Source organism: Actinomyces sp. 594 (assembly GCF_019325145.1).
Classification (GTDB): Bacteria; Actinomycetota; Actinomycetes; order Actinomycetales; family Actinomycetaceae; genus Actinomyces.
In genome coordinates, this window is the sequence record NZ_PIZC01000058.1 from 149,112 (window position 1) to 165,912 (window position 16,801).

At 70.4% G+C, this 16,801-nt stretch carries 11 protein-coding genes; 5 read left to right on the forward strand and 6 right to left on the reverse strand.

Going from position 1 to position 16,801, the window contains the following annotated elements; all coding sequences use genetic code 11:
• Positions 1-297 precede the first annotated feature (297 nt).
• The 5 genes from proB to GZ998_RS10550 all read right to left on the reverse strand — a co-directional run bounded on the left by proB (position 298) and on the right by GZ998_RS10550 (position 7,043).
• On the reverse strand, positions 298-1,548 hold the full coding sequence (gene proB, locus GZ998_RS10530) for a glutamate 5-kinase (protein WP_162679513.1): 1,251 nt from the start codon (positions 1,546-1,548) through the stop codon (positions 298-300).
• A complete protein-coding gene (obgE, locus tag GZ998_RS10535; RefSeq protein ID WP_219109799.1) occupies positions 1,545-3,104 on the reverse strand; it encodes a GTPase ObgE in 1,560 nt (519 codons plus the stop codon). The genes proB and obgE overlap by 4 nt, the downstream gene beginning before the upstream one ends.
• Before the next feature lie 110 nt (positions 3,105-3,214).
• On the reverse strand, positions 3,215-3,472 hold the full coding sequence (rpmA, locus tag GZ998_RS10540; RefSeq protein ID WP_161923786.1) for a 50S ribosomal protein L27: 258 nt from the start codon (positions 3,470-3,472) through the stop codon (positions 3,215-3,217).
• Between the two features lie 60 nt (positions 3,473-3,532).
• On the reverse strand, positions 3,533-3,853 hold the full coding sequence (rplU, locus tag GZ998_RS10545) for a 50S ribosomal protein L21 (protein WP_073327243.1): 321 nt from the start codon (positions 3,851-3,853) through the stop codon (positions 3,533-3,535).
• Between the two features lie 253 nt (positions 3,854-4,106).
• Complete coding sequence (locus GZ998_RS10550; protein WP_219109800.1) at positions 4,107-7,043, reverse strand: Rne/Rng family ribonuclease; 2,937 nt, start codon at positions 7,041-7,043, stop codon at positions 4,107-4,109.
• Between the two features lie 605 nt (positions 7,044-7,648).
• Between GZ998_RS10550 and GZ998_RS10555 the strand changes: the two genes are divergently transcribed.
• Entirely contained in the window at positions 7,649-9,145 is a 1,497-nt protein-coding gene (locus GZ998_RS10555) for a cytochrome ubiquinol oxidase subunit I (RefSeq protein ID WP_219109801.1), read from the forward strand.
• Positions 9,146-9,258: 113 nt separating this feature from the next.
• Positions 9,259-10,386: a cytochrome d ubiquinol oxidase subunit II gene (cydB, locus tag GZ998_RS10560; RefSeq protein WP_219109802.1), complete on the forward strand. Its 1,128-nt coding sequence runs from the start codon at positions 9,259-9,261 to the stop codon at positions 10,384-10,386.
• A gap of 144 nt (positions 10,387-10,530) precedes the next feature.
• Here cydB and GZ998_RS10565 read toward each other — a convergent pair whose 3' ends face one another.
• Positions 10,531-10,824, reverse strand: coding sequence for a hypothetical protein (locus GZ998_RS10565; protein WP_162679508.1), 294 nt, complete (start codon positions 10,822-10,824; stop codon positions 10,531-10,533).
• A 342-nt stretch (positions 10,825-11,166) separates the two neighbouring features.
• On the opposite strand from GZ998_RS10565, the gene cydD reads away from it, so the two are divergent.
• The 3 genes from cydD to GZ998_RS10580 are packed head-to-tail and all read left to right on the forward strand — an operon-like array spanning position 11,167 to position 16,707.
• On the forward strand, positions 11,167-12,996 hold the full coding sequence (gene cydD / locus GZ998_RS10570) for a thiol reductant ABC exporter subunit CydD (protein ID WP_219109803.1): 1,830 nt from the start codon (positions 11,167-11,169) through the stop codon (positions 12,994-12,996).
• Positions 12,993-14,888, forward strand: coding sequence for a thiol reductant ABC exporter subunit CydC (gene cydC, locus GZ998_RS10575; RefSeq protein ID WP_219109804.1), 1,896 nt, complete (start codon positions 12,993-12,995; stop codon positions 14,886-14,888). The genes cydD and cydC overlap by 4 nt, the downstream gene beginning before the upstream one ends.
• A complete protein-coding gene (locus tag GZ998_RS10580; protein ID WP_161923781.1) occupies positions 14,881-16,707 on the forward strand; it encodes a GAF domain-containing sensor histidine kinase in 1,827 nt (608 codons plus the stop codon). Before cydC ends, GZ998_RS10580 begins: the two co-directional genes overlap by 8 nt.
• Positions 16,708-16,801 lie beyond the last annotated feature (94 nt).

A 16,801-nucleotide genomic window follows, 5' to 3' on the forward strand; every position in this document is an offset into this window, starting at 1 on the left:
TCGGCCTCGGGCTTGCCATGTCGGGCGTCGTGGACGGCCTCATCTCCCCTGGCGACCCCACTGGCTTGCCCAAGGCAACGAGGACCCGCTGATGGCTCGTACGCCGTACGTATTAACGAGTTCGCCCTAGAAGAACGGGACGTGGGAGGGGCGAGCAATGCCAGCCCCAGCCTGGCCCGCTTAGTGGCCCGCCTGGATGCTATGCGGGAGGAGCTCCAGGCGACGTCTCCACGCTGAAATGCTGAATCTCGCACCTCCGTGCGCAGACAGCCCGGGCGCGGGCCTGCTGCAGCGGTCTCAGTCGCCGGCGGTGCGGGGCAGCTCAGCCAGGTCATCGCGGTGCACCACCGGGGCCACGTGGTCGCCGGGGGCGGGGGCGCCCCGGCCGCGGGCCTCCAGCACCTCCTCGATCTCGGAGGCCGCGTAGCGGCAGATACCGCGGGCGAGCACCCGCTGCGGCCCCACGATCTCCACCACGGAACCAGACTCGAAGTCCCCGTCCACGCCGACCACGCCGGGCAGCAGCAGCGACTTCTTCCCCTCCGTGACGGCACGCGCCGCACCGACGTCGACCAGCACCCTGCCCTCGGGCATGGAGGCATGTGCCATCCATAGGCGCCGACTGGAGCGGTGCGGCCCGGTGGGGGCGAACCAGGTACCCAGGTCGGAGGGGATGTTGCGTCCGCCGAGCAGGCGCGGAGCGTCGTCGGCGTTGGCGATAATCGTGGCCGTGCCGGAGGCGCAGGCGATGGTGGCTGCCTGCACCTTGGTGGCCATGCCGCCTGTTCCAAGGGCGCCGGCGTCGCCATCCACCCGCACCCCCGCAAGCTCGTCGCTTCCGCCCACGTAACGCACTGGGTGGGCGCCGGGCGTGCCCGGGCGGGCCGTCCACATGCCGTCCACGTCCGTGAACAGGATGAGCACGTCGGCGGTCACCAGGTGGGACACCAGGGCGGCCAGGTGGTCGTTATCGCCCAGGTTGAACTCGGCAGTCGCTACGGCGTCGTTCTCATTGACCACGGGCACCGCCCCCATGGACAGCAGGGCGTCGAAGGTAGCGCGCACGGTCCGGTAGTGGCTGCGCACGGCCACGTCCTGAGCGGTCAGCAGCACCTGTGCAGTCACCGCCCCATAGGCGCTAAGAGCAGTCTGCCAACGGGAAACCAGGCGCCCCTGCCCCACGGATGCGGCGGCCTGCAGCAGGCGCAGCTCGCCGGGGCGAGTCTCCAGGCCAAGCGGAACCAGGCCGGCGGCCACTGCACCGGAGGAGACCAGTACGACGTCGTGCCCGCGTCGGCGCATGCCGGCAAGCAGCCCGGCCAGGATGTCGATACGGTTCAGGTCCAGTCCGCCGTCGGGGCGAGTCAGTGAGGAGGAGCCGACCTTGAGCACGACGCGCGCCCCCTCCGGCAGGGCGTCGGGGCGCAGGCAAACACCGCCTGCGCGCGCATCTGCGCCCGCGCCCTGGTATACGGCCCCGTTTCTAGTCCCGGCGCCCCGGCCCGGCCCATGCGACTGTCCCGCGGCATTGGCAAGCGGAGTGCTCATGCGTCCTCCCAGTCGGCGGCGTCGGTCCACAGCCCCTCAGCGGCCTCGTCGCGCAGCTGCTGGCGGGCCGCCTCCTTGGCGTCCATCCACTCGTGGTAGCGCTCGCGCCGCTCGGCGTTGGTACGGCGGTGGCGGTCTTCCAGGCGGGCGTCGGTACCGCGGGCGCCGAGCAGCTCCGCGCCGGTGGTCATGGACGGCTCCCAGGTGAAGATGACGCCGCCCTCAACCGCACCGATCAGCACGGTGTCCCCCGCGTGGGCGCCGGCCTTGGCCAGCTCATCCTCGACGCCGCCGGCGGCAAGCCGGTCGGCCAGGTAGCCGACCGCCTCGTCGTTGGAGAAGTCGGTCTGCCGCACCCAGCGCTCCGGCTTGGCCCCGCGCACCTGGTAGACGGTGCCCTCGGCGGGGTGCTGGATGACGGACACGGTCGCAGTCGCCTGCCCGCCGCGGCGGCCCACGGCGGCGGGGCGGATAACGGGCCGCACGGGCTCGGCGGCGGGGACCTGGGCGCGGGCCCGCAGCACCAAATCCGCCAGGGCGAAGGACAGCTGGGACAGCCCCGCGTGGGAGACGGCGGAGACGGTGAACACGGGCAGGCCCCGGGCCTTGAAGTCCGCCTCCACCAACTCGGCCAGATCGGCCGCATCGGGGACGTCGGCCTTGCCCAGCACCACCACGCGCGGGCGCTCCATCAGCGGCGGCAGTCCGGTAAGCGCCGGGTCGGCCTCGTCGCGCCCGAGGCGCTCGGCGTAGGCGGCCAACTCGGCCTCGATGGTGTCGAAGTCGCTGACCGGGTCACGCCCCGGCTCCAGAGTGGCGCAGTCCAGCACGTGCACTACCACAGCGCAGCGCTCGATGTGCCGCAGGAACTCCAGGCCCAGCCCCTTGCCCTCGCTCGCGCCCGGGATCAGCCCGGGCACGTCCGCCATGGTGTAGCGGACCTGGCCGGCCTCAACCACACCCAGGTTGGGGGTCAGCGTGGTGAAGGGATAGTCGGCGATCTTGGGCCGTGCAGCGCTCATGGCGGCGATCAGGGACGACTTGCCGGCACTGGGGTAGCCGACCAGGGCCACGTCGGCGACGGTCTTCAACTCCAGGGTGACGTCATGTGACTCGCCGGGCTCGCCCAGCAGGTGGAAGCCGGGGGCCTTGCGCCTGGGGGAGGCCAGGGAGAAGTTTCCGCGGCCGCCGGGCCCGCCCGCGGCGACAACGACGCGCTCGCCGACTTCAGTCAGGTCCGCCAGCACGCCGCCTTCGGAGTCCTTGACGACGGTGCCCAGCGGCACCGGCAGCACCAGGTCCTCGCCGTCGGCACCCCGGTGCCAGCCGCCCTGGCCGGGGGTGCCGGACTCGGCGCGCCGGTGCGGTGCGCGGTGGTAGGTGAGCAATGTGGTCACGCGCGGGTCGGCGGACAGGATTACGCTGCCGCCATTTCCGCCGTCGCCGCCGTCGGGGCCGGCCAGCGGCTTGTACCTCTCACGGTGGATCGACGTACAACCATTTCCGCCGTCGCCGCCGGCGACGTGCAGGACCACCCGGTCAATGAAGCTGGGCATGAACGACTCCTCGGAGTGAACGGGGCGACCTCCCCGGGGCCGGCATGCGCGAGGGCGGACGGCCAAAGCCGCCCGCCCTCGCGGATACCGTCATGATGCTGGAGGCTGCGTCAGCCTTCGGATGCGACCACGTTGACGACCTTGCGGTCACGGAAGGTGCCGAACTTGACGTTGCCGGCGGTCAGGGCGAACAGCGTGTCGTCCTTGCCGCGGCCCACGTTGTTGCCGGGGTGGAAGTGAGTGCCGCGCTGGCGGACGATGATCTCGCCGGCCTTGACGAACTGGCCGCCGAAGCGCTTAACGCCGAGCCGCTGGGCGTTGGAGTCGCGGCCGTTGCGGGAGGAACCAAGACCCTTCTTGTGTGCCATGTGTCGGGCTTCTTTCTGTTTCGCTGTTGCCTAAGAGGATACTGCGGCGGGGCGACCCGCTCAGCCGATCGCGGTGACCTTGATGGCGGTGAGCTTGGCGCGGTGACCCTGGCGCTTGCGGTAGCCCGTCTTGTTCTTGAACTTGAGGATGTTGATCTTGGGGCCCTTCTCGTCGCCGACGATCTCGGCCTTGACGGAGGACTTGGCCAGGTCCGCCGCGGAAGCGGTCACCTTGTCTCCATCCACCAGCATGACGGGGGCGAGGGTTACCTCGTCGCCGACCTCGCCGGCAAGCTTGTCGACAACCACGACGTCACCGACGGAGACCTTCTCCTGACGGCCGCCGGCCTTGACGATCGCGTAGACCACTTGACTGCTCATCTCTGTCGTATCTTCTAGCCGCTCGCTCCCGGGAGCACTGCTCCACCGCTCGCGGGCGACTACCTGGGCAATGGTGCGGAACGCACCGCCGGATTACTTTATGCGATCCGGCGGGCAACACCAACCTGTAGGGGCTTGCGAGACCTGTGTTCTTCCGCACCTCACAGCTCGCGGGGCGCGCCCCGCGGGTGCCGGGCGTCCGCCGCGCCGGAACGGCGACCGCTGCTCACGCAGCGGCCACCGCCCCAGCCATTCACTCGCCCGCGTCGGCGGAGTCGGGGGCAGCGCCGCCATCCGTGTCCGAGTCGTGCTCGTGCGCATGCTCGGAAGCCGCCGCGATCTGCGCCAGCGCACCGCGCACGGCCGAGCGAGCGGCATCATCCCGGTCCCCGTCCGCAGCCGCGGACTTGCCGCGTCCCCCAGACCGTCCCGACCTGCCGGAGGACTTGGCCAACTTGCCCGCTCCCTTGGCGGACTTCCCCTCGGACTTCGCGCCGTCGTCGTCGCGGCCGCGGCGGCCCCGCCCGGAGCCGGCGCCGCGCGAGGCGGAGGCGGACATGTCCACCGCCTGGTTCTCCACCGGGTGCTCGTGGACGATGAAGCCGCGCCCGCCGCAGCACTCGCAGGGCGTGGAGAAGGCCTCCACCAGCCCCTGCCCGACGCGCTTGCGGGTCATCTGCACCAGCCCCAGGGAGGTGACCTCCGTTACCTGGTGGCGGGTGCGGTCGCGCCCCAGGCACTCCACCAGCCGGCGCAGCACCAGGTCGCGGTTGGACTCCAGCACCATGTCCACGAAGTCGATCACCACCATGCCGCCGATGTCGCGCAGCCGCAGCTGGCGCACGATCTCCTCGGCCGCCTCCAGGTTGTTGCGGGTGATGGTCTCCTCCAGGGTGCCGTCCGCACCCCCGGTAAAGCGCCCGGTGTTGACGTCGATCACGGTCATGGCCTCGGTGCGGTCGATGATCAGCGTGCCACCGCTGGGCAGCCAGACCTTGCGGTCAAAGCCCTTGGCGAGCTGCTCGTCGATGCGGTGCGCGGTGAACACGTCCTCCGGGCTGACCCAGTGCTCCAACCGGTCGGTCAGCTCGGGGCTGAGGTCGGACACGTAGTTGGAGATGGTCTTCCAGGCGTCGGGGCCCTGCACGATCAGCTTGCGGAAGTCCTCGTTGAAGACGTCGCGCACCACGCGCACGGCCAGCTCGGGCTCCTCCTTCAGCAGCATGGGCGCCTTCCCGGAGCCCTTGAGCACCTGGGAGGACTTCTTGTCGATGCTCTCCCACTGAGCCACGAGTCGCTTCACGTCGTCAGCGAGCTGCTCCTCCCCCGCGCCCTCGGCGGCGGTGCGGACGATCACGCCGGCGTCGTCCGGGACGATCCGCTTGAGGATCTTCTTCAACCGGTTGCGCTCGGCGTCGGGGAGCTTGCGGGAGATGCCGGTCATGGTGCCGCCGGGCACCAGCACCAGGTAGCGGCCGGCGAGGGTGATCTGGCTGGTCAGCCGCGCACCCTTGTGACCGATGGGGTCCTTGGTGACCTGCACCAGGACCGCGTCCCCACTGGACAGCGCGTCCTCGATGCGGCGCGGCTTGCCCTCCATGCCGGCGGCGTCCCAGTTGACCTCGCCGGCGTACAGGACGGCGTTGCGGCCCTTGCCGATGTCCACGAAAGCAGCCTCCATGGACGGCAGCACGTTCTGCACGCGCCCGACGTAGACATTGCCCACCAGCGAGGCCTGGGTGTGGCGGGCCACGTAGTGCTCCACCAGCAACCCGTCCTCGAGCACCGCGATCTGGTTCAGGCCGTCCTGCTCGCGCACCACCATCTGCCGGTCGACGCTCTCGCGGCGGGCAAGGAACTCGGCCTCAGTGATGATGGGCCGACGCCGGCCGGCAGCACGTCCCTCACGGCGGCGCTGACGCTTGGCCTCCAGGCGGGTGGAGCCCTTGAGCGCGGTGATCTCGTCCCGGGAGGCGTCGGAGCGGCTACGCGAGCGACGACGCCGACGGCGCGAGCTGCCGGCGCTCTCCTCCGGTGTCTCGGCGGAGGCCTGGTCGGCGGGCGCGCTGTCTGCGACGTCGGCGGCCACCTCGCCGACCTCGTCTGCGTCGTCGGCGCTCTCGGTCGTGGTACCCCGCCCTTCGGCGCGGGAGCGGGCGCGCCGCCCACGTCCGCCGCGGCGGCGCTTGCGGCGGCCGGTGGAGGCGTCCTTGTTGTTCTCGGCGGCCTCAGTGGTTTCTTCGCCCTCCGCGCCCTCGGTCGGGGCGGGCTGGGAGGATGCGGCCTCTTCGGCGTCGGTATCGCGGGCCGGGTCGGCGTTGCGGCTGCGGCGCCTGGCGGGGGAGGTCTCTTCCACGTGCTCGGGCGCGGTGGAGGCGGCGGTCGCGCGACGACGCCGCCGACGCCCGCCACCAGCGCGGGTACCGGCAACGGCCTCGCCGGAATCTGCGGCGTCGGCATCACCGGAGTCAGCGCCGGCCGAGGCGGCGGCGCCGGACTTGACGGCCGGGGCGTCCTGGTCCCGGCGCGAGGCGGTTTCGGCGCTCGGCTCCGCCGGCTGGGCCTGGGCCGGGGTGGTCGCGGCGACCCTCACCTTGCGGCGCCGCCGGGCCAGCGCCGGATCAGGGGCCTGGAACAGGAGCGATGCGGCGGGTAGCTGCGGCTCCTCCGGCTCCGGCAAGTCCTCCTCCAGCACCGACGCGGACGCTCCGGCGTCTGCCTCAGACTCGGGTTCGGAGGCCGAGTCGGACTCAGGGTCAGGGTCTGCCGCGTCCTCGGCCTCGTCGTCGGCGCCATCGACCTCGCTGCCCTCGGTCTCGGGGGCCTCGGCATCTTCTGCATCTTCTGCTTGTACGGCATCGGCGCCTTCGCTCTCCGCGGCATCGGGGGCTTCCGCCTGCGCAGCATCATCGGCGGAGTCGGCGGAGTCGACCGCCGGGGCGTCGTATTCCGCGGGCGTTCCCACGGACGCGTCGGAGTCAGCGGCTTCGACACCCTCTGCCTGCGGCACAGCCGCCTGCGCCTCGGCGTCTGCGACGTCGGAGACCCTGCTCGGCGCGTCGGGAGCGGTCTCGGGCGTGGTTACGGCGGCGGTGACTCGACGGTGCCGGCGAGCCGGGCGCTTGGGGGTGCTTGTCTCCTCGGAGCCCTGAGCGTGTGCGTCGTGTGAGCGCGAAGACGAGGGTGACATGGGTCTATCTGCACTTTCGGGCACTATGGCTCCGCCGTACCCGCGGCGCCATGGCGCGGTCGCGCTCCCCTGGCGGGGAGCTAAAAGCCTACATGTGCGCCTTGTGGCGCCGGCCTGCGGCGGAACTCGCACATTGCGGAAGTGCGGCGGCGCTCTGGGCGGCGCAATTCTTCCGGGCGGTCTCGGCCGAGGGTCGGACACCGACTGCCGGTACGGGACCGCCGGTGCCAGGGGCAGTATCCCACAGGTGCAAGCCGGCCGGGCCACCGTCGCACAGGTAGCGCCGTCGTCTCGCCCACGGCGGACAGGCCAACCGGCGCACGCCACCCCAGCACTGTCACAAACGGTGACAAACGCACCCGCGCCGCCGACGCGCCATCACCAAAACGTCGAAATCACGCGGTTTCAGATTCGAGCCGGGACGTCGGGGCGCGCGTTTGTCACCAATTCTGACAACCGACCGCTCCATCCCAGGCCGACGCACAGCCGTGCAACGAGTCGTATCTTTTCGCGACACACCGTCACCCTATACTTGACCTATCTCCCGGGGAGCCCCTATAAGGTTCCTCTTATATTTCCCGTGGTCCTCGCGAAAGGCGGCGCAGATGAGCCTCGCACCCATGGCGCTCGACTCCCTCGACGTGGCTCGATGGCAGTTCGGCATCACCACCGTCTACCACTTCATCCTGGTACCGCTCACAATCGGCCTGTCTCCGCTGGTCGCGCTCATGGAGACGCTCCACCTGCGCACCGGCAACGAGCAGTGGCGGACGGCCACCCGGTTCTTCGGCAACCTTCTGCTGATCAACTTCGCGCTCGGCGTGGCCACCGGCATCGTGCAGGAGTTCCAGTTCGGCATGAACTGGTCGGAGTACTCCCGGTTCGTCGGCAACATCTTCGGGGCTCCGCTGGCCTTCGAGGCGCTGCTGGCATTCTTCATGGAGTCCACCTTCCTGGGCCTGTGGATCTTCGGTCGCGACCGCCTGTCCCCCAAGTTGCACAACCTGTGCATCTGGATGGTCGCCCTGGGCACCAACCTCTCCGCCTTCTTCATCCTCGCCGCCAACTCCTGGATGCAGCACCCGGTGGGCGCCGTCGTCAACCCGGACACCGGTCGGGCGGAGCTGGACGGTGTCGGCGGGTTCTTCGAGGTGCTGGGCAACAAGATCCTGTGGGTCACCGTGGCGCACGTGCTGGCCTCGGCCTTCCTGGTGGCGGGCACGCTCATCCTGGGAGTGTCCGCGTGGTGGATGATCAAGGCCACGCGGGCCGGGCAGGACTTCGAGGCCAGACACCTGTGGCGCCGCATGACGCGCTTCGGTGCGGTGACCATGGTCATCGCCGGCATTTTGACCGCCGGCTCCGGCCACATCCAGGGGCAGATTGTGGCCGAGGAGCAGCCGGCCAAGATGGCGGCGGCCGAGATGCTGTGCGAGACCGAGTCCGGCGCCGGCTTCACCGTGGCCGCCTTCGGCTCCTGCGCCGACGGCACCGCCAAGCATCTGATCACCGTCCCCTATGTGTACTCCTTCATGGCCACCAACGATCCGAACGCCGAGATCATGGGTCTTAACGACGCCCAGGAGCTTTACGCGGAGCGCTACGGCGACGGCGTGGACTACACCCCCAACGAGATGATCACCTTCTGGTCCTTCCGCCTGATGATCGGCCTGGGCATGCTCGCCGTCGCCATCGGCGTCGTCGCCCTGTGGCTGACGCGCCGCGACCGCCTGGTCGACTCCCCGCTGTTGGGCAAGATCGCCCTGTGGAGCATGTGGCTGCCCTTCGTCGCCGCCTCGTTCGGTTGGATCATGACCGAGATGGGGCGGCAGCCCTGGGTGGTGGTGCCTAACCTTGCCGATCCCGTCTCCCAGGTCTATATGCTCACCGCCGACGGCGTCTCCACGGTCGTCTCCCCCGGCACCGTGCTGGCGTCGCTGATCGGCTTCACGCTGTTGTATGCCGCCCTCGGCGTCGTGTGGTTCCTGCTGCTGCGCCGCTACGTTCGCGAGGGCGTGCGCACCCAGGTGCCCGACGTCGTCGAAGACGCTGCCGGGCGCCCGGCCGACGACGCCGAGACGCTGCTGTCGTTCCAGTACTAGTCCCGTGACCGATGCGCACCCCAGCCGCTGCCAAGGCCTGCGGCGGCCGACGCCATTGCCCGCCGACTCTGCCACCAACCAACGCACAATCCGACTAACCCGTGGAGCCCACCGTGACACTCTCCGTCCTCTGGTTCATCCTCATTGCGATCCTCTGGGTCGGCTACCTGACCTTGGAGGGCTTCGACTTCGGCGTGGGCATGCTGCTGAAGATCCTCGGCCGTGACGAGCGGGAGCGGCGCGCCATGGTGCGCGCCATCGGCCCCCACTGGGACGGCAACGAGGTGTGGCTGCTGACCGCCGGCGGCGCCACCTTCGCCGCCTTCCCCGAGTGGTACGGCACCCTGTTCTCCGGCGCCTACCTAGTGCTGTTCCTGATCCTGCTGTGCCTGATCGTGCGCGTGTGCGCCATCGAGTGGCGCGGCCGGATCAACGATCAGACCTGGCGCGACCGGTGGGACTGGGCGCACACCATTGCCGCCTGGCTGCCCTCGATCCTGTGGGGTGCGGCCTTCGCGAACATGGTGCAGGGCATGGAGATCGAGGTGGTCGACACCGCCACCGGCGCGCCCGTGCCGGCCGGTGAAGTGCCTGCCGACGCGCTGATCCTCGGCGCCTCCCACCTGCTCACCGGAGGGTTCTTCAGCCTGCTCACGCCCTTCACGCTGCTGGGCGGCGCAGCCACCTGCCTGCTGTTCCTCACTCACGGAGCCCTGTTCACCGCGCTGAAGACGGCCGGCGACCTGTCCGTGCGGGCGGGTGCCTTCGCCAGTCGCTGCGGGGTCGCCTCGACGGCGGTCGCGGCCGTGTGGGGCGCGTGGGCGACCAGTTACTCGGCCACCGCCTGGGTCTGGCTGCCACTGGTAGTGGCGGCGTTGGCGCTCGTCGGTTCCCTGGTGGCCTCGTTCCGCGGTCGGCAGGGGCTTGCCTTCGGCCTGCACTTCGCCGGTATCGCTGGAGTCGGGGCGCTCATCTTCACGGCCATGACGCCCGACGTCATGCGCTCCTCGATCGACCCCGCTTACTCACTGACCATCGCGCAGGCCGCCTCCGCCGACGCCACCCTGGCGATCATGACGGTTGCCGCAGTCGTCTTCCTGCCGGTGGTGCTCTTCTACACGATCTGGGGGTACCGGACTTTCTCCGCGCGCATCAACGCCGAACGGATCGACCCCGACGCCGGTGGACTGCACCCCACACGTGTGCGCGACAACGCCCAGCCCGCGCCCGCCGATCACTGAGGCGCTCACCGAGGCGGGCCGACGCTCGCCCGTGGCCCGACGACGCCGTCTACTACGCCACTTCACCGTTGGGTACGCCAGTTCAAGGTTCGCTGAACGGCCCACAGCCATTCAGCAGACCGCTAATTAGCGGAGCAGACGCACTCAGCCCTCCGACGTTGGCGGGCCCACAGCCCTGCGGGCCTCCTCCTGGGACTCCATGAGCTCGTTGTACTCGGTGAAGTCGCGAGCATCTGCGCACAGCTCGCGGGTCATCTCGATGATCCGTTCCGGGACGATGATGCCGTACCAGGCGATTGTTGAGATCGCGCATTCGCATGCAGCCCCCACGTCGCCTTCGCATATCAGGTTCAGGTTGCGGGCGTCCTCGGAGTCCGCGCCCCGACAATCAGCAACGACGGCGATCAATTCATCGGTCAACTCATCCCAGCTAGCCACATCCCAAATGTACTTCTACGCCGGCAGACGGGGCCAGACGACGGCGACGAACGCTGTGTCGGCCTGCCCCTCCCCATCGGCGTGGGGTACGGATTCAGCACCGCTGCCGGTATCTGGTGCTGGCTGCTTCAAAGCGTGCGGCAAACACTGAACCGCCTGCCTCGGGGAGCCATCCGGATGCAGCCGGCTGACTCCTCACCGTTATGCGACTTCGGCCTCCTGACATACAAGCGAATAATGCTGAGGCCGAGGCTGTGAGCGCGACGGCGCCCCACCACCCCCAATCCCCATCAAGAACCCACTCCCGGGACCACGGTCCCACTGCGGCACTATGCTGTTTGGGTGAAGCCGTTGGACCCCCGACTCATGCGCTACGCAGCCGCGGCTCGGCGCTACATCGCCACGACAACGGTGACGGGCGCGCTGACCGCGCTGCTTGTCATCGCCCAGGCGTACCTCATCGCCCACGCCATCTCCCCGGTCATCACCGGCACCGCCGCCGCTAGCACCGTGCGGCCCGCGATAGCGGCGCTGGCCGGGGTGGTAGCGGCCCGGGCACTGGTCCTGTACGTGCAGGAGTCGCGCGCCCACCGGGCGGCCACCGACGTCACCACCGACCTGCGCCGCCAAGTGCTGCAGCGCGCCGCCACTCTTGGGCCGCGCTGGCGGGCCGTCCACGGCGCGGACACCGCCACCCTCCTCACGCGCGGCCTGGACGACCTCGAGCCCTACTTCACCCGCTACCTGCCGCAGCTGCTGCTGGCGGCCACTGTCACCCCGGCCACCGGCCTGGTGCTACTCACCCAAGACCTGCCCTCCGCGATCGCAGTGGCCTGCACCATCCCGCTGATCCCGATATTCATGATCCTAATCGGCCGCCTCACCCAGACCCATTCCGAGGCCCGACTGCGCACCATGGAGCGCCTGGGCAGCCAACTGCTGGACCTGCTGGCGGGCCTGCCCACCCTCAAGGCGCTGGGCCGTCAGGCCGGCCCCGCCCGGCGGGTGCGCGAACTCGGCCGCGCTTACAACGCCACCACCATGTCCACGCTGCGGGTGGCCTTCCTGTCCGGTGCGGTGCTGGAGTTCATCACCACCCTGTCGGTGGCAATCGTCGCCGTGGAGGTGGGCTTCCGGCTGCTGTACGGGCGCATGGACCTGGCCACCGGCCTGCTGGTCATCATGATCACCCCGGAGGTCTACCAGCCGTTGCGGCAGGTCGGCTTCCAGTTCCATGCCTCTGCCAATGGGGTGGCCGCCGCCGAGGCGGTCTTCGCGGTGCTTGAGGAGCCCGCGCCGACGCCGGGCACCACCCCCGCCCCCGACCTGTGCACATCCCGCATCGAGTTTGAGCAGGTTTCCGTGGCCGCCCGCGGCGCCTGGGCACCCGCCGACCTCACGGCAACAATCCGCCCCGGCCGGGTGGTGGCCCTGACTGGAGCCTCCGGTGCCGGCAAGACCACCACCGCCGGGCTGCTACTCGGACTGCTACCCCCCGACCGGGGTCGGGTACGGGTGGTCACCGCCGCGGACTCAGGAGTGGACCTGGCCGACGTCGCCTCCGCCTCCTGGTGGGAGCAGATCACCTGGGTGCCGCAGCGCCCCGTGATCGTGCCCGGCACGCTGCTGGAAAACGTCCTCGGCCAGTCCCTAACCGACGCCGACACCCCAGCCCCGGCCGATGCCGGCGGGCACGCCCCGGCGGACGCCGTCCCCGTCCCGCCCGCCCTGGCGGATGCCGCCGCGGCCACCGGATTCGACGAGGTCGTCGCCGGTCTGCCCGCAGGCTGGCACACGCGCGTAGGCCAGGGCGGCGTGGGACTGTCGGTCGGACAGCGCCAGCGACTGGCTCTCACCCGCGCCCTGGTCACCGACGCCCCCCTGGTGCTGCTCGACGAGCCCACCGCCCATCTCGACGCCGCCAGCCAGGCGCGGGTGCTCGATGCCGTAGCCGCTCTACGCGCGGCAGGCCGCACCGTCGTGGTGATCGCACACCGGGCGGCGCTCGTCTCCCTGGCCGACGACGTGATCGAGGTAACTTCCCGGCCCGCCACCGGGGACGTGCTCGTCCCAGAGGCCAGCCACGCCGGACCCAGTGACGCCGCTACCGGGGACACCGATCCAGACACCGATCCAATGGACATGCTCGTATTCTCAGGAGGCGACCGGTGAGTGCCGCGTTGACTGCCTCCGAGCGGAGTGCCCTGCGCCGCGCCGTGGATCTACTCGACCTGAGCGGCGCCCGATTCACCGCATCCGTAATCGTCGGCTCGCTGGGGCTGGCCAGCGCAGTAAGCCTGTCCGCCGTCGCCGCCTGGCTGATCGCCCGCGCCTCACAGACCCCGGAGGTGGTGGCTCTCGGGGTGGCTCCGGTAGCGGTGCGCCTATTCGGAATCTCGCGCTCCGTGCTGCGCTACTGCGAGCGCCTGCTGTCCCACGACACGGCACTGCGGGGCATGAGCGCGCTGCGCACCCGGCTGTATGAGACTCTGGCCGGCGCCCGCACGGACACGGTTGCGGGGCTGCGCCGCGGGGACGTGCTGGCGCGTGTGGGCGCCGACGTGGACGCCGTTGGGGACCTGGTGGTGCGCTCACTGCTGCCGATCGCGGTGGCCGCCGCCCTGGGTCTGGCCGCCAGCCTGGGACTGGCCCTCGTGTATCCGCCGGCGGGCGCGATCCTGGCGGTCTGCCTGCTGCTCTCGGGCGTCGCCGGGCCCCTGATGACGATCCGCTCGGCGCGCGCCGCCGAGCTGGCACGCCAGGAGCAGGCCACCGACCTGTCGGCCGCCGTCGTGAACCTGCTCGACGGTGCCGACGAGCTGCGCGTCTCCGGACGCATGCCACGCACCATGAGCGACCTGGCCGGCTTGGAGGACCACCTGGCCGCCACCCGTGACCGGGCGGCCCGGCCCGCCGCCCTGGCCGCCGTCATCGACACCACCGCCATGGGTCTGGCCGTGCTCGGCAACATACTCGTGGGCGCCCAAGCCGTATCCGACGGGCGCCTGGCCCCGGTGTGGCTGGCGGTGATCGTGCTGGTGCCGCTGAGCGCCTTCGAGGCCTCGGCCGCCCTGGGCCCCGCGTCTGTCCAGTTGGTGACCTCGGCGGGCGCAGCCGTACGCATCATGGCCCTGCTCGAAGACGCCGCCGCCTCCGCCGCCCACGTGCCCACGCCGCGCCCACTGCCCGCCGCGAGCACCTCCGGTCCGCACCTGCGTGCGCGTGACTTGGCGGTCGGCTGGCCGGGCGGACCGGTTGTCGTCTCCGGCGTCGACCTGGACCTGACGCCGAGGCGGCGCCTGGCCATCGTGGGCCCCTCCGGCGTCGGCAAGACCACGCTGCTGCTAACCCTTGCCGGCCTGCTGGAGCCGCGGGGAGGAGAGCTGACCCTGGATGGGGCGCCGCCGTGGAGTGCGGATCGGGCGGAGGCTGCCGGGCGCGTGAGCCTGACTGCGGAGGACGCGCATGTATTCGACACCACGGTGCTGGAGAACCTGCGCGTGGCCGACGGCGCACTTACCCGCGAGCGGGCTGTCACCCTGCTGGCACGGGCCGGGCTGGGTGACTGGTTGGCCCGTCTTCCCGATGGGCTGGACACGCGCCTGGGGGCGGATGCGACGGCCGTTTCCGGCGGCGAGCGGCGCCGCCTGCTGCTGGCTCGCGCCCTGGCCGCGCCCGCGCTGCTGATGCTGCTGGACGAGCCCGGCGAGCACCTGGATGCCGCCACCGCCGACCGCCTGGTCGGGGACCTGCTGCACGCCGGCGCTACAGACGCCCCCACCACCGGTGTGGAAGCCTCGGGCGGTGACACGACCAACCCCGCCGCCGATGCCCGCGGCGTATTGTTGGTAACCCACCGTCTGTCTGCCCTGGCGGACGCCGACGAGGTACTGGTCCTGGGCGCTCCACAGGACGCCAACGACCCACACCACACGGACGATGCCGATGGTTCCCCGCGCGGCGCCCCCGCGACGGTGACGCGCCGCGGCACCCACGCGAGCCTCGCGGCGTCCGATCCCGCATATCGCTGGTCCCTTAAGCAGGAGCGCGAGAAACATGGCTGAAGCACCTTCATACCCCGGCAACCCCGCCTATAGCGACATCCACGACGCACCAACGGGCAGCACCGTGCGCCTGTTCCGAGCCGCCCTCCGTCTGACGAGCTCACTGAAGGTACCGGAGGCGCTGAACCGGCTCGTGGACTCCGCCTGTGCGCTTACCGGAGCCGGATGGGGAACGATCGCCGCCCCGGCATCGGTCGATCCCTTAACGGCCGCATCCCTGACCACCGGCACAGCCACAGCCTCCGCCGACGAGTTGGCGACCATGCTCGTCGGCGCCCCGGGGGCCGGCCCGGAGGACTCGGGGGTGGTGCTGCGCAACACTCCCGGCGACGGTGAGCCCTGTGGTGCGATCCTTTCCGCCCCACTGCGCGTACGCGGACAGATTTACGGACGTCTCTACCTGTGCGACAAGCGAGGAGGATTCACGGAGGCGGATGTCACTGCGGTGCTGACGTTGGCGGAGGCCGCGGCCGTGGCGCTGGAGAACGCGCGCCTGTACCGGGAAGCCCGGGACCGGGAGCAGTGGATGGCTGTTTCGCAGGAGCTGACCACAATGCTTCTCTCCGGCGCGGACGAGGAGGACGTACTTACCCTGATTGCACGCAGGGTGCGGGAGGTCGCCCACGCGGACACCTCCGCCCTGGTGCTGCCCAGTGTGGGTGACACGTGGATCTGCGAGATCGCGGATGGCGATCATGCCGATGAGCTGGTGGGCACGTTCTTTCCGCCCGAGGGACGGGCCCTTAAGACCTTGGCACGCCGCACCGGACTGATCGAGGACTCGCTGGCTGACGCCTGGGGTGCCTCCGACCTGCTGGTGCAGGAGCTCGCCCAGTTCGGGCCGGCACTGTATGCACCCATGATCCACCGGGGCCGCGGCGTAGGGGTAATGCTGCTGCTGCGGGCGCAGGGCGCCGAACGCTTCACCCAGCAGGACCTGGAGATCGCCGAACTGGTGGCGGGGCAGGCCACGGTCGCCTTTGAGCTGGCCGACGCCCAGCATGCGGAGGAGATGGCGACCCTGCTGGATGAACGGGCCCGCATCGGCCGCGACCTGCACGACTTGGCCATCCAGCAGCTGTTCGCCACCGGCATGCAGTTGTCGGCTGCGCGTGACCGGCTCGACCGGGAGGGCTCCGCGGCGGGCACGGATATGTCAGTCGCCTGTCAGGCACTGGATGCGTCACTGGCGGCGGTGGACGACTCGGTGCGGCAGATCCGCTCGATCGTGCGTTCCCTGCGGGACCGTGATGAGGACGTCAGCGTGGTGGAGAGGCTGCGCCGGGAGGCCTCGCTGGCCCGCACGTCCCTGGGCTATGCCCCCTCCTTGATCCTCACCGTGGACGGCCACGGCCTGGCGCAGGCGGGGCGTGAGCGGGAGGACGAGCTAATCGGTGTGATCGACGCGGCGGTTGAGCCCGATATCGCCGATGACATCGTCGCCGTGGTGCGGGAGGGGTTGTCGAATGTGGCCCGGCACGCCAAGGCATCCTCAGTTACGGTTGACGTCAAGGTAGAGGGCCTGCTTGCGTCGCAGCCGCCCGCCGGCCAGGACGGCGCCGCTTCGGGTGACGCCGAGCCCTTCCGGGGTGCACCGGTGGTGGAGGTGGTCTGCCGAGACGACGGCGTCGGCGTCGATCCCGCCGTCACCCGCCGCTCGGGGACCGCGAATATGGCAGAGCGGGCGCGTCGCCACGGCGGCAGCTTCGTAATCGGCCCGCGTGCGCGCTCCGATGGTGAGAGGCGCGGCACCTGCTTCACCTGGAGAGTGCCGCTAGAACGGCCGCGTATGGTTCCCGGCCTGATTCCAAACAGCTGATCCCGCCCGCAGCCGGGATCGGAGGAGCTCATGCAGACGTCTCGCGGACCTGAGGCGGCCACTGCCCGGGCACCCTGGGCGGCGCTGGGGCGCA

Coding starts and splice junctions, on each gene's coding strand:
- proB (WP_162679513.1), bottom strand. CDS start 1,548: ATGAGCACTCCGCTTGCCAATGCCGCGGGACAGTCGCATGGGCCGGGC.
- obgE (WP_219109799.1), bottom strand. CDS start 3,104: ATGCCCAGCTTCATTGACCGGGTGGTCCTGCACGTCGCCGGCGGCGAC.
- rpmA (WP_161923786.1), bottom strand. CDS start 3,472: ATGGCACACAAGAAGGGTCTTGGTTCCTCCCGCAACGGCCGCGACTCC.
- rplU (WP_073327243.1), bottom strand. CDS start 3,853: ATGAGCAGTCAAGTGGTCTACGCGATCGTCAAGGCCGGCGGCCGTCAG.
- GZ998_RS10550 (WP_219109800.1), bottom strand. CDS start 7,043: ATGTCACCCTCGTCTTCGCGCTCACACGACGCACACGCTCAGGGCTCC.
- GZ998_RS10555 (WP_219109801.1), top strand. CDS start 7,649: ATGAGCCTCGCACCCATGGCGCTCGACTCCCTCGACGTGGCTCGATGG.
- GZ998_RS10580 (WP_161923781.1), top strand. CDS start 14,881: ATGGCTGAAGCACCTTCATACCCCGGCAACCCCGCCTATAGCGACATC.